This is a genomic window from Stenotrophomonas sp. 1278 (assembly GCF_029892765.1).
GTDB lineage: Bacteria > Pseudomonadota > Gammaproteobacteria > Xanthomonadales > Xanthomonadaceae > Stenotrophomonas > Stenotrophomonas indicatrix.
Window position 1 is genome coordinate 100,979 of record NZ_JARXWD010000014.1, and the last position, 11,354, is coordinate 112,332.

The 11,354-nt window shown below is 67.9% G+C and carries 9 protein-coding genes; 6 read left to right on the forward strand and 3 right to left on the reverse strand.

Annotated elements, in window-relative coordinates:
- Positions 1-260: 260 nt before the first annotated feature.
- Together M2299_RS13440 and M2299_RS13445 are read right to left on the reverse strand one after the other, a co-directional pair.
- Positions 261-752 (reverse strand): methylated-DNA--[protein]-cysteine S-methyltransferase, encoded by a 492-nt coding sequence (locus M2299_RS13440; RefSeq protein WP_025877732.1) that lies wholly within the window; start codon positions 750-752, stop codon positions 261-263.
- Positions 749-2,227, reverse strand: a complete 1,479-nt coding sequence (locus tag M2299_RS13445; protein WP_280884520.1) for a DNA-3-methyladenine glycosylase 2 — start codon at positions 2,225-2,227, stop codon at positions 749-751. Before M2299_RS13445 ends, M2299_RS13440 begins: the two co-directional genes overlap by 4 nt.
- A gap of 454 nt (positions 2,228-2,681) precedes the next feature.
- Here M2299_RS13445 and M2299_RS13450 point away from each other — a divergent pair, with 454 nt between their 5' ends.
- The 4 genes from M2299_RS13450 to ubiM all read left to right on the forward strand — a co-directional run bounded on the left by M2299_RS13450 (position 2,682) and on the right by ubiM (position 6,110).
- Complete coding sequence (locus tag M2299_RS13450) at positions 2,682-3,845, forward strand: hypothetical protein (protein WP_280884521.1); 1,164 nt, start codon at positions 2,682-2,684, stop codon at positions 3,843-3,845.
- A 58-nt stretch (positions 3,846-3,903) separates the two neighbouring features.
- A complete protein-coding gene (locus tag M2299_RS13455) occupies positions 3,904-4,449 on the forward strand; it encodes a DUF4019 domain-containing protein (protein WP_025877727.1) in 546 nt (181 codons plus the stop codon).
- A 12-nt stretch (positions 4,450-4,461) separates the two neighbouring features.
- Positions 4,462-4,851 (forward strand): MAPEG family protein, encoded by a 390-nt coding sequence (locus tag M2299_RS13460; protein ID WP_280884522.1) that lies wholly within the window; start codon positions 4,462-4,464, stop codon positions 4,849-4,851.
- Between the two features lie 80 nt (positions 4,852-4,931).
- Positions 4,932-6,110, forward strand: coding sequence for a 5-demethoxyubiquinol-8 5-hydroxylase UbiM (ubiM, locus tag M2299_RS13465; RefSeq protein WP_033830692.1), 1,179 nt, complete (start codon positions 4,932-4,934; stop codon positions 6,108-6,110).
- A 15-nt stretch (positions 6,111-6,125) separates the two neighbouring features.
- On the opposite strand, the gene M2299_RS13470 is transcribed toward ubiM, so the two are convergent.
- Positions 6,126-6,347, reverse strand: a complete 222-nt coding sequence (locus M2299_RS13470) for an RNA-binding S4 domain-containing protein (RefSeq protein WP_025877723.1) — start codon at positions 6,345-6,347, stop codon at positions 6,126-6,128.
- A 270-nt stretch (positions 6,348-6,617) separates the two neighbouring features.
- Between M2299_RS13470 and M2299_RS13475 the strand changes: the two genes are divergently transcribed.
- Positions 6,618-8,546: a DEAD/DEAH box helicase gene (locus tag M2299_RS13475; RefSeq protein WP_025877722.1), complete on the forward strand. Its 1,929-nt coding sequence runs from the start codon at positions 6,618-6,620 to the stop codon at positions 8,544-8,546.
- Between the two features lie 188 nt (positions 8,547-8,734).
- Positions 8,735-11,158, forward strand: a complete 2,424-nt coding sequence (locus tag M2299_RS13480; protein ID WP_099783353.1) for an EAL domain-containing protein — start codon at positions 8,735-8,737, stop codon at positions 11,156-11,158.
- Positions 11,159-11,354: the final 196 nt, after the last annotated feature.

The window sequence follows — 11,354 nt, forward strand, 5'->3', positions numbered from 1 at the left end:
CCATCCACGCATGGCGTGGATCTACCGGAACGAATCAAACCGTCACCGGGAACCTGTCGAAGGCGGGGCGGTGTCGGATTGCGGGGTGTCCGCGGCATGGATGCCGCGGCCAAGCCTACAAGGACGTACTTGCGGCGACCCCGCAATCCGACACCGCCCCGACCACCCACGGATAGCCGGCTTTGGACGTTGATGTTGACGTTGACGTTGACGTTGCTCTGGCTTGTAGCGGGTGCAGGGCGCAGCCCTGCCTCCAACCCTCATGCAAACAGCGGTGCCTGTCGCTGCTCCAGCCGCAACAACGCTGCCTTGGTTTCCAGGCCGCCACCGAAGCCGGTCAACGTACCGTTGCTGCCGATCACGCGATGGCACGGCAGCACGATCGGCAACGGATTGCGGCCATTGGCCGCGCCGACCGCACGGGTCGCCGTCGGCTGGCCCAACTGCTGCGCCAGCTGCAGGTAGCTCCAGGTCTGGCCGAAGGGAATCAACGCCAGCGCGTGCCAGACGCGCAGTTGGAACGGCGTGCCATGCGGTGCCAGCGCCAGGTCGAAACCGCTGCGCTCACCGTGCAGGTACTGCAGCAACTGTTCGCGCGCCTCCGGCAATGCGCCGGGCGCGTAATGCCAGTGCTCGCGGCCGCGCGCAGGATGGCGGTTTTCCGGGAACAGAACGTGGGCCAGGCCATTCTCATCCCCGGCGATGGTCAGTTCACCAATCGGTGTATCGAAGCGATCGAACAAGAGGTTCATGAGGGTTCTCCAACGAAAGTGCCGGACAGGTGCCACAGATGCAGCACGGCATAGGCGCGCCATGGTCGCCATGATTGCGAACGGGCCTCGGTGGCACGTTCGCTGAGGCGCTGGCCCTGTGCGTGGCCCAGCACCTGCTGCAGCACCAGGTCACCGGCGGGGAAGGCATCAGGCTGGCCGAGCCCGCGCAGGGCAATGTACTGCGCCGTCCACGGGCCGATGCCGGGCAGGGCCACGCAGCGGGCGACGAATTCCTCCAGTGCCTGCCCCGGCCCGAAGTCCAGCTGGCCGCTGGCGCAGGCTGCGGCGAGGGCGCGCACGGTGGCGGCGCGGCTGCGTGGCAGGCCGATCGATTCCAGCGGCGCGTCGGCCAGTACGTCCGGCGCTGGAAACTGACGGTCGAATTCGGACGGCATGCCGGGCAAGTGCGCACCGTAGGCATCGACCAGCCGGCGCGCGAACGTGGTGGCCGCGGCCACGCTGACCTGCTGGCCCAGTACCGCGCGCACGCCCACCTCGAAGCCGTCCCATCCGCCTGGCACGCGCAGGCCGGGGCGCTCGGCGATGCCGCGCGCCAACAGAGGTTCGTCGCCCAGCGCTGCGTGCACCTGCTGCAGGTCGGCGTCCAGGTCGAACACACGGCGCACGCGGCGCACGATGTCCGGAATCAGGCGTGGGTCGACCGCGTCCAGTTGCAGGCGCAGCTCGGGCCGCTTCGGGTCGGCGGTGACGCGCAGCAGGGCGGGGCGCTCGGCTGTGCCCAGCACGCGCTGGTAACTGTCTTCACCGATCAGTTCGATGCCGGGCAGGCTGCGCTTGCGCAGGAAGGCCAGCATGCGGGGGAAATCCAGCGGCGGTCGATAGCCCAGGCGCAGCACCAGCCCGCCATCGTCGGTGGCCAGGGGATGGTGTTGGCGGCGCAGTACGGTAGGCGCCATGCCGCAGCCCTGCAGGAATGCCGTATTGAAGCGGCGCAGGCTGTTGTAACCAGCGGCCAGTGCCACGTCGGTCACCGGCAGCGTGGTTTCGGTCAGCAGCTGCTTGGCCAGCAGCAGGCGATGGGTCGCGTGGATCTGCCCTGGCGTTGCGCCCAGCCGTTCGACGAACAGGCGTTGCAGCTGGCGTGCGCTGAGGCCGATCTTTCCCGCCAGCTCGGCCACCGGCTGGTCCTGCAGGAAGCCAGCATGGATCAGCGCCAGGGCACGCTGCACGGCCTGTCCGGCCAGCGCCTGTTGTGCCAGCGGGGCCAGCTCGGGGCGACAGCGCAGGCAGGGGCGATAGCCGGCGGACGCAGCGGCCGCTGCCGTGGGGAAATAGGTGATGTTGCGCGGCTTCGGTGGTGGCGCCGGGCACACCGGCCGGCAGTAGATGCCGGTGCTGCGCACGGCGGTGAAGAACACGCCGTCGAAGCGTGCATCACGGGCCAGGCGGGCGCGATCGCAGGCGGCAGTATCAAGGGCGAGTGCGGTATCCATGGCGCCAGTCTAGGCGCCTGCGGGCGGTAGTACTCGCCATATTCGGACATGGATGCTGGAGGGGCTTGGCCGGGCTGCGCCCGGCACCCGCAGAGGAACGGCAACGGCAACAGCGGGCTATCCGTGGGATGGCGGGGTGGGTCCGGTTGCAGGGGACGCTGCAAGTACGTCCCTGTAAGCTCGGTCGCGCCATCCATGGCGCTCACGCCCCCGCAACCGGACCCACCCCGCCTTCGACAGACTTCCGCGAACTGTCGAGGTGGCATGGCCTGCTCTTGGTGGGTGTCGACCTTGGTCGACATGTAGATCCACGCCATGCGTGGACGGGAAGGCGGAAGACACTGGAATGGGAAATGACGGTGCGTGAAGGTCAGAACAGGTTCAGTGGCGGGCGCTGAATGCGCGTCGTGGACGGGTAGACTGTGGTTCTTGCCTGTCTGAATCCGGTTGCCCGATGTCCGCCAAACTCCGCTGGTTGCCCCTGTTGTGCCTGGTACTGGCGGGCTGCAGCCAGTTGGAGAACCCGGGCAACGTCACCGCGGCCGACAAGGCCACGCGGGCCCCGGCCAGTGATGGTGAAAACATGGTGTCGATCAATGCCGCCGATGCGCCGCCACCACCGGCACTGGCGCGCAGCCGGGCTGATCGGCCCTGGCCGCAGGCGCAGCTGGAAAACGGCAAGGCCTGGGTCAGCTGCACCACCGATTACGCCGGCGACGGCGGCGATGGCATTGAACTGGAAGGCCTGCAGCGCGAACAGCTGAAGCAGGCGCTGGCGCCGTGCGCCGAGCGTGGCCTGCTGCGCGTGCGCTACAACGGCAAGATCAACCCCGGGTTTGCCGAGATGATGTGGCGGCTGGCCGTGGTCGCCGACGAGCTGCAGATCCACAAGCGCATCCTGGATCTGGATTCCAGCGGTGGCCAGGTGGAATCGGCCATCGTTGCCGGCGACAGCATCGGCGAATCCGGCTGGACCATCTGGGTGCGCGAGGGCTCGATCTGCCACAGCGCCTGCGTGTTCGTGCTGGCTGCCGGCGACAACCGGTTGTTGACCGGCAAGGTCGGCATCCACCGCATGATGCGCATCAGTTCCAAGGCCACTTCGCGCGCGGAACTCAACCGCGAGCTGCACGAGGTCTATGACAACGTGAAGGATTATCTGCAGCGCAATGGTGTGGCGGTGGGTGTGGCCGACCTGATGATGACCGTGCCCAACCGCAGCCTGCGCCTGCTGACGGCCGAAGAGCTTCGCCAGTACGGCCTGGACGGGACCAACGCCGTGCAGGACGACCTGGAGCGGATCAAGCAGATGCGTACCTGCGGCGACGACTTCGTGCAGCGCAAGGATGCGTTCCTGGTGGCGTTCGACCAGCAGTGCAAGCGCGACGGTGCCGACATGGAATCGATCAACAGCTGTGGCCAGTCGCTGAAGCAGCGCTTCGGCTTCCCCGACCCGGTGTGCCCGGAGGAAAGCCCGCTGTCGGAGATCGACGTGGCTACGCTGCCCCCGGCACCGCCGGAGCAGCCGCCGGTGGCCGAGCAGCTGCCCGCGGCATCGGCGGCACCGGCGGCGCAGGCCGAGGCGGGTGCGGTGGAAGGCAGCGTCCAGGCGCGCTGACGGCCCACTCACTGCGCTGGCGTAGACTGCGGTTCTTTCCATCGAACCGGCGGTGTCCATGAAGCGCGTGCTCCTGCTGCTGTCCCTGTTGCCCCTGGCTGCACTGGCGCAAACGCCGGCGCCGGCCACGCCCGCACCGGCCCCGGCTCGCCCCGCGCCGAGCGCACCGACGGCCGCGAAGCCGGCGACCGCTGCCACGCCGGCGCTGAGCCCGGCCCAGCAGGCGCAGGTGCAGAAACAGGACGCGGAAATGGGCAGTGCCGCATTGAAGGCCGCGCAACTGGTCGACGCCAATCGGGCTGGTGAGTTGTGGGACGGCGCCTCGGCGGTTGCCCGCCGCGCAGTGCCCAAGGCGGCCTTCGTCAGCCAGCTTGCCGCAGACCGCACGCGTCTTGGCGCGCTGGCCGGGCGTGGCCAGCCGACCATCACCCGCGTGAAATACGCTGCAGGTGCTGCGGTGCCCGAAGGCCTGTATATCAACGTCAGCTTCCCGACCCGCTTCGCCAACAGCGCGCAGCCGGTACGCGAGCTGGTGTCGTTCCGCTTCGACGAAGACCAGACCTGGCGCCTGGCCGGCTACAGCCTGCGCGCATCCAGCCCCTGACGGAGATCGACGATGACAACCGAACTGACGATGCTGGCGTGGGCGATGCTGCTGGGTTTCGTCTACATCTTTGCCGCCTCCACCGTGGTCACCCGCGAGCGCGGGATGAAATGGAACGCCTCCGCACGTGACGACTCGTCAAGGCTGTTGAGTCCCCTGGCTGGACGACTGCAGCGGGCGCAATCCAACTTCTTCGAGACCTTCCCGTTCTTCGCCGCCGCTGCGATTGCGGTGGTGCTGGCCGGGCGTGGCAGCGACACCACCGCGCTGGCGGCGCAGGTCTACTTCTGGGCACGCGTTGTCTACCTGCCGCTGTACGCAGCCGGCGTGCCCTATGTGCGCAGCCTGGTCTGGCTGGTGTCGATCGTGGCGATCCTGGCGATGGTGTTCGCGCTGCTGTGACGCGCAGCTGATCCAGATCAAGGCCGGTCAGGCACGCAGCGCTATGCTGGCCGCGACTGGATCAACGGCAGGAGGCGCGCATGCGCAGGATGGACGTGGTGGTGGTCGGTGCCGGACCGGCCGGGCTGTGCTTTGCGCGCGCGCTGGCCAGCACTGGCCTGCAGGTGGGGCTGGTCGAGGCACAGCCGCGCCAGGCTCTGGCCGAGGCGGCCTTCGACGGCCGCGAAATCGCCCTGACCCATGCCTCGCGGCAAAGCCTGGAACAGCTTGGCCTGTGGCAGCGCCTGCCCGAAGCCGAGGTTGCCGAACTGCGCGACGCGCGGGTGCTGAACGGAGGTTCGCCCTTCGCGCTGACCTTCGCCAGCAGCCAGGTAGATGGCCAGCCGCTGGGCTGGCTGGTGCCCAACCATCTGATCCGCCGCGCGGCCTGGCAGGCGGTGCAGGGCCAGGACGGGCTGGAACTGTTTGATGGCCGCAAGGTGCAGGCGGTACGCGCCGACAGCCAGGGCCACGTGGTGCGCCTGGACGATGGCAGCGAGCTGCATGCGCGGCTGCTGGTATGTGCCGACAGTCGCTTCTCCGGCACCCGCCGCATGCTCGGCATCGGTGCGCAGATGCGTGACTTCGGCAAATCGATGCTGGTCTGCAGGATGCAGGTCGAGCGCGATCACCACCACACAGCATGGGAATGGTTCGGCTATGGCCGCACGATGGCGTTGCTGCCGCTCAACGAAGGCCAGGCATCGGCGGTGATCACCCTGCCGCCGCGGCAGATCGAAGCGCTGCTGGCGATGGATGAGATCGCGTTCGGGGAGGCCATCAGCGGGTTCTTCGAACACCGCCTGGGACGCATGCAGCCGGTGGCCACGCCACAGGCCTATCCCCTGGTCGGGGTATATGCGCACCGCTTTGTCGGCGAACGTTCGGCACTGATCGGTGATGCCGCAGTGGGCATGCACCCGGTCACCGCACATGGTTTCAACCTGGGCCTGGCCAGCGCGCAGCGGCTGGCGCAGGGCATCGCCGAGCAGCAGCGACGTGGAGCGGACATCGCCGCGGCCGGCATGCTGGGCCGCTACCAGCGCGGGCATCGGCTGGCGGCGCGGCCGCTGTATGAAGCGACCAATGCGATTGCCAGCCTGTATACCGACGACCGTCGTCCGGCGCGCCTGTTGCGGGCGGCCGGGTTGCGGGTGGCGCAGGGGGTGGCACCGTTCCGGCAGTTGATTGCCGCCCACCTGACCCAGCGCGTGGCCTGACGGCCACGCGGTGACTTACGCGGCGGCCAGGACGCGGATCTGGCTGTCGTTGAACTCGACCACCTGGCCTGCGCGGATCTTGCAGGCCTTGCGCAGCTCGACCTCGCCATCGACCAGCACCAGGCCTTCGCTGATGACCATCTTGGCTTCGCCGCCGCTGGTGACCAGGTCGGCAAGCTTCAGCAACTGCTTGAGTTCGACGTAATCGCCGTCGAGGTCGAATTCGAGGATCTGCATGGAACGGGTTTCCTGGGGCAGGCGCTGCAGGACAGGGGCCCGCGGCGGTAAAATGGGCGCCTATTGTGCGCCACGGCGGGCCGTAACGGCATGCCGTTGGCTTCCTGTACACCTTGTTCAGGCACAGTGCGGTATCATTCCGCTCTGAGCGAGTAAAACCTCAGCTCCAACCGAGCAGCGCCAGGGCACGCGATAAGAAGGGCGCCCAAAGCGCGGAATCCCCCTTTTTTTTCGCCTGCCATGCTCGTGGCAGTGCCTTCGGAGTTCCCCATGTCCCAAGAAACCCAAGCGCAGCTGCAGTTCGCGCAGCTCGGCCTGTCCGATTCTGTCATGCAGGCTGTCACTGCCATCGGCTACGAAACGCCGTCGCCGATCCAGGCTGCCACCATCCCGGCGATGCTGGAAGGCCGCGACGTGCTGGGCCAGGCCCAGACCGGTACCGGCAAGACCGCGGCCTTCGCGCTGCCGGTGCTGTCCAACATCGACCTGCAGCAGATCAAGCCGCAGGCCCTGGTGCTGGCCCCGACCCGCGAGCTGGCCATCCAGGTTGCCGAGGCGTTCCAGTCCTATTCCTCCAAGATCCCCGGTTTCCGCGTGCTGCCGGTGTACGGCGGCCAGCCGTACGGCCAGCAGCTGACGGCCCTGCGCCGCGGCGTGCACATCGTGGTCGGTACCCCCGGCCGCGTCATCGACCATCTGAACCGCAGCACGCTGGACCTGTCCGAGCTGAAGACGCTGGTGCTGGACGAAGCCGATGAAATGCTGCGCATGGGCTTCATCGACGACGTCGAAGCGGTGCTGAAGAAGCTGCCGGAGAAGCGCCAGGTGGCGCTGTTCTCGGCCACCATGCCGCCGGCCATCCGTCGTATTGCGCAGACGTACCTGAAGGACCCGGTCGAAGTCACCATCGCAACCAAGACCACCACCTCGGCCAACATCCGCCAGCGCTACTGGTGGGTGAGCGGCATGCACAAGCTGGACGCGCTGACCCGCATCCTCGAAGTCGAGCCGTTCGACGCGATGATCGTCTTCGCGCGCACCAAGGCCGGCACCGAAGAGCTGGCCAGCAAGCTGCAGGCCCGTGGCCTGGCCGCTGCCGCCATCAACGGTGACATGCAGCAGGCCCAGCGTGAGCGCACCATCGCCATGCTGAAGGAAGGCAAGCTGGACATCCTGGTCGCCACCGACGTGGCCGCTCGTGGCCTGGACGTGGAACGCATCAGCCACGTGCTGAACTACGACATCCCGTACGACACCGAAAGCTACGTTCACCGCATCGGCCGTACCGGCCGTGCCGGCCGCAGCGGTGAAGCAATCCTGTTCGCCACCCCGCGCGAAAAGGGCATGCTGCGCCAGATCGAGCGTGCGACCCGCCAGCCGATCGAAGAGATGCAGCTGCCGAGCGTGGAAGCGGTCAACGACAACCGCATCAACAAGTTCACCTCGCGCATCACCGAGACGCTGGGCCAGGGCGGCCTGGACTTCTACCGCCAGCTGCTGGAGCGTTTCGAGTCCGAGCAGAACGTGCCGGCCATCGAAGTGGCCGCCGCACTGGCGAAGATGATGCAGGGCGATACCCCGTTCCTGCTGCAGCCGCCGGTGCGTGCACCGCGCGAAGAGCGTGCGCCGCGCGAGCGTTTCGAGCGCACCGAGCGCCCGGAACGTGGCGACCGCAACGAGCGCGGCCCGCGCTTCGAGCGTGGCCCGCGTCGTGACGATGCCGAGGGTGGCTTCGAGCAGCGCCCGCGCCGTGACGTGCCGCCGCGCGGTGCACCGGAGCAGGGCATGGAGACCTACCGCATTTCGGTCGGCCACCAGCATGGCGTGAAGCCGGCCAACATCGTCGGCGCCATCGCCAACGAAGCCGGCCTGGAAAGCCGCTTCATCGGTCGTATCGACATCCACGACGACTTCTCGCTGCTGGATCTGCCGGCACAGATGCCGTCGGACGTGCTGACCCACCTGCAGAAGGTCTGGGTGTCCGGCCAGCAGCTGCAGATGCGCCCGTTGGCCGCCGGTGAAGAGGTCAATCCGGCGCCGCGTCCGTTCAAGCCGCGCTTCGACAAGCGTGGTCCGGGCGGTCCGGGTGGCCCGGGAGCTCCGCGTCGCAGCGGTCCGGGTGGCCCCGGCGGCGACCGCGACAGCCGTCCGCCGCGTCGTGATGGCTTCAACAAGCCACGTGGCCCGCGCAGCTTCTAAGCCGCGCTGAAGTAGACGAACAACGCCAGCCTCCGGGCTGGCGTTGTTGTTTGCATGGCGCCAGGGCGGCCCGGCCGCCGCTGCCGATCACCGGCCGGGTCCGGTTTCGCATGGCCCACACATCACCGGTTCTAGGCTGGCGCGGTTCCGTAGGAGATTGTCACCGCAGCACATTCGGGGGATCCAGGATGGGTAGAAGTGGCATGGACCAACAGCGTCGACGGGTACCGATGACCCGCGGGCTGGGACTGCGATTTGCGCTGTTGACGGGCATGGCGATCGGCTTGGTCGCGCTGTCGGCTGTGATCCAGGAGCTGCAGGCGGCATCGACCGCATGGATCGCAGGGCAGGGCTACTGGTCGCGGGGGCAGCAGGACGCCACCGCAGCGCTCAGCCGTTACCTGGCGCGTGGCCATCTGCAGGATCTGCAGGATGCCCAGACGGCACTGCAGGTTCCGTTGGGTGACCTGCAGGCCCGCAAGGCGCTGGAGCAACCCGAACCGGACGAGGCGACAGCCCGCGCCGGTTTTCTGCGTGGGGGCAATGCCCGCGCCGACATTCCGCGGCTGATCTTCTCGTTCCGCCATGCGCGCAACGTCGGAGCCTTCCGCGAAGCCACCTGGTTGTGGCGGCAGACCGACGCAAACCTGCTGGCCATGCAGTCGCTGGCGGAGGAACTGCAACGGCGCCATGGCTCGGGACCGCTGGACGAGGCGACCGTGGATGACTACCTGCATCGGCTGCGTGGCATCGACCACCAGCTGCGCGGGCAGGCGCAGGCGTTCTCGCAGGCACTGCTGCGCATGGCCCGCGCGGTGCGCATCGCGACCCTGGCCGTGGGCGGCCTGTCGGTCCTGCTGATCAGCCTGATGGCGGTGGCCCTGGCGCGCCGGGTGGGCAAGGACCTGACCGAGCATGAGAGCCGCTTCCGGGCTGCCTTCTACCAAGCCAACGTCGGCATGCTCAAGCTGGATGCCGGCGGCCGGGTGGTGGAGGCCAACCAGGCGATGGCCGACATTCTCGACCATCGTCGGGACGTGCTGCTGCAGATGTCGCTGGCCGAGCTGCTGATGGAGGGCGAGCTGGTGATCGATGAGAGTGGCCACATCGACTGGGAGCGCCAGCTGCGACCGGGCGAGCTGCGCTTCCGGCGCCGCGATGGCAGCCTGGTGTGGGGGCGCTGGAGTGGTACCGGCGTGCGCACTGCCAGCGGCCGCCTGTCGGTGTTCGCCATCGTCGAGGATGTCAGCCAGAACCATGCCCTGGCACGTGAGATAGAGCACCACGCCAGCCATGACCCCCTGACCGGCCTGATCAATCGTCGGGAGATCGAGCGCCTGCTGGAAAAATCGCTGCTGCAGGTCCGCTCCGACGGTGGAACTCATGCCCTGGGCTACATCAACCTGGACCACTTCAAGCTGGTCAACGACAGCTTCGGCCACGCGGCCGGCGACCAGATGCTGCGCAGTTTCGCCGAGTACCTGGTCGGCGCGGTGCGCGATGGCGACTGGGTCGGCCGCCTGGGGGCGGACGAGTTCGCGGTGTTCCTTGCCCGCGCCAACCAGGATGAAGCCAAACGTGTGCTGCAGCGGTTGATCCGCAACCTGGGCCAGGCCACGTTCCCGGTCAGCGAGGGCAGTCCCCAGTTGAGCTGCAGTGTCGGCGTGGTCGAAGTGACAGCCGAGGCGCCGGACGTGAACTGGTTGATGAGCGCGGCCGACAGCGCGTGCTATGCGGCCAAGCAGGCCGGTCGCAACCGCGTGCATTGCTTCAACGAGAACCGGCTGGCGCTGGAGGAGCGACGGCTGGAGGCCGAACGCCTGCAGGGCGTCAGTCGCGCCATGGCCGAGAACCGGATGCTGTTGTATGCGCAGCGCATCGCCAAAGTGGGTGATCCGTCCTACCTGCACTACGAGGTGCTGGTGCGCATGCGTGACAGTGACGGCGTGCTGCACCTGCCGGGCCAGTTCATGCCTGCGGTGGAGCGCTACGGCATGGCGGTGGTACTGGACCGGCACGTGCTCGGCCTGCTTTTCCGCCACCTGCAGGTGTGCCCGGCGCACGTACGGCAGCTGGGCCTGTGCAACGTCAATGTATCGGCCCAGTCGATCGCCGAGCCGGGATTCCTGGCCTTCGTCTGCGACCTGCTGGAGCGCAACCGCGCGCTGGCGTCCAAGCTCTGTTTCGAGATCACCGAAACGGCGGCCATCGGTAACCTGAGCCAGGCGCGTGCCTTCATCGACGCGGTCAAGGCGCGCGGCTGCCGGGTGGCGCTGGACGATTTCGGCTCGGGCCTGTCCTCGTTCGGTTATCTGCGGCAGCTGTCGGCGGACATGCTGAAGATCGATGGGGCGTTCGTGCGCGACATGGACACCGATCCGGTCAGCCGGGCCAGCGTGCGCGCGATCAGCGAGCTGGGCCGCGAACTGCAGATGGAGGTGGTGGCCGAGTGGGTGGAGACCACCGAAATTGCCGAGGCGCTGGCCGGGATGGGCGTGCAGGGGCTGCAGGGTTATGCCATTGAACGGCCGCAGCCGCTGGAACGGCTGACCCTGGCTGACCTGCGACCGATGCGGTTGGCCGGTACGCAGGGGCCATCGGCTGTCGGCTGAAGGTGCTGCGGCCGGGCGGCGCCCGGCACCCGCTGTAGTGCCGGCCGCTGGCCGGCAACGTCAGCAGCAACAGCAACAGCTGCATTCCGTGGGATGGCGGGGTGGGTCCGGTTGCGGGGGACGCCGCAAGTACGTCCCTGTAGGCTCGGTCGCGCCATCCATGGCGCTCACGCCCCCGCAACCGGACCCACCCCGC

Excerpts from the sequence above, each read along its gene's own strand:
- M2299_RS13440 (WP_025877732.1), bottom strand. The coding sequence starts at position 752 with ATGAACCTCTTGTTCGATCGCTTCGATACACCGATTGGTGAACTGACC.
- M2299_RS13445 (WP_280884520.1), bottom strand. The coding sequence starts at position 2,227 with ATGGATACCGCACTCGCCCTTGATACTGCCGCCTGCGATCGCGCCCGC.
- M2299_RS13450 (WP_280884521.1), top strand. The coding sequence starts at position 2,682 with ATGTCCGCCAAACTCCGCTGGTTGCCCCTGTTGTGCCTGGTACTGGCG.
- M2299_RS13455 (WP_025877727.1), top strand. The coding sequence starts at position 3,904 with ATGAAGCGCGTGCTCCTGCTGCTGTCCCTGTTGCCCCTGGCTGCACTG.
- M2299_RS13460 (WP_280884522.1), top strand. The coding sequence starts at position 4,462 with ATGACAACCGAACTGACGATGCTGGCGTGGGCGATGCTGCTGGGTTTC.
- ubiM (WP_033830692.1), top strand. The coding sequence starts at position 4,932 with ATGCGCAGGATGGACGTGGTGGTGGTCGGTGCCGGACCGGCCGGGCTG.
- M2299_RS13470 (WP_025877723.1), bottom strand. The coding sequence starts at position 6,347 with ATGCAGATCCTCGAATTCGACCTCGACGGCGATTACGTCGAACTCAAG.
- M2299_RS13475 (WP_025877722.1), top strand. The coding sequence starts at position 6,618 with ATGTCCCAAGAAACCCAAGCGCAGCTGCAGTTCGCGCAGCTCGGCCTG.
- M2299_RS13480 (WP_099783353.1), top strand. The coding sequence starts at position 8,735 with ATGGGTAGAAGTGGCATGGACCAACAGCGTCGACGGGTACCGATGACC.